Source organism: Magnetococcus sp. PR-3, assembly GCF_036689865.1.
GTDB lineage: Bacteria > Pseudomonadota > Magnetococcia > Magnetococcales > Magnetococcaceae > Magnetococcus.
Genome location: NZ_JBAHUQ010000087.1, coordinates 1 through 536, shown reverse-complemented (window position 1 = coordinate 536; position 536 = coordinate 1). Strand labels below are relative to the sequence as shown.

At 42.2% G+C, this 536-nt stretch carries 1 protein-coding gene; it reads left to right on the top strand.

What is annotated here, in order from left to right:
* Positions 1-210: 210 nt before the first annotated feature.
* A partial coding sequence (locus V5T57_RS20660; protein WP_332893165.1) for a hypothetical protein occupies positions 211-536 on the top strand: 326 nt, incomplete at its 3' end.

Below are 536 nucleotides of genomic sequence, written 5' to 3'. Positions count from 1 at the left end.
CCATTCCGCAATTGTCTTATTTTCATTGAACATTTAATTTTTGGTATTAAAATTTTAACTCAGGCGCGGAAATGAAATTTAAATCACAATCCAATTTCAACGATGAACAGTTAAAAAACATGAGGGGTGGATCTTAAACCATCTGCCGACTAGAAAATGCCATCAGATAATCGTATCTATTCCCATTCTATCATAGCCATCATAGTGTTTATGATGCTGCTGTTTCAGATTCCACCCCAAGCTCATGCATTCCCACAGGTTCCAACCCAAGTTCATGCATTCCCAAATTCGCCAGTCTGTCAGCGGGCAATTGACAAACTGGCCGCACGGATAGACCTGTCTCGGCGCGAGCTAAAAACCCAGCTTAATTGGAATAAACAACGTCTACCAGTTTATTTAAAGAACTCTTTTTTGGGCGTACAGAAGGAAGTTCTGGAACCTCTGTATACGCCTGTAAAGGACCACTGTTCTCGCGCGGCCTCCAGCAAAATGAAAAAAAATATGGCCAAGTTCCATACCGAGGTCACCAAAGTGCG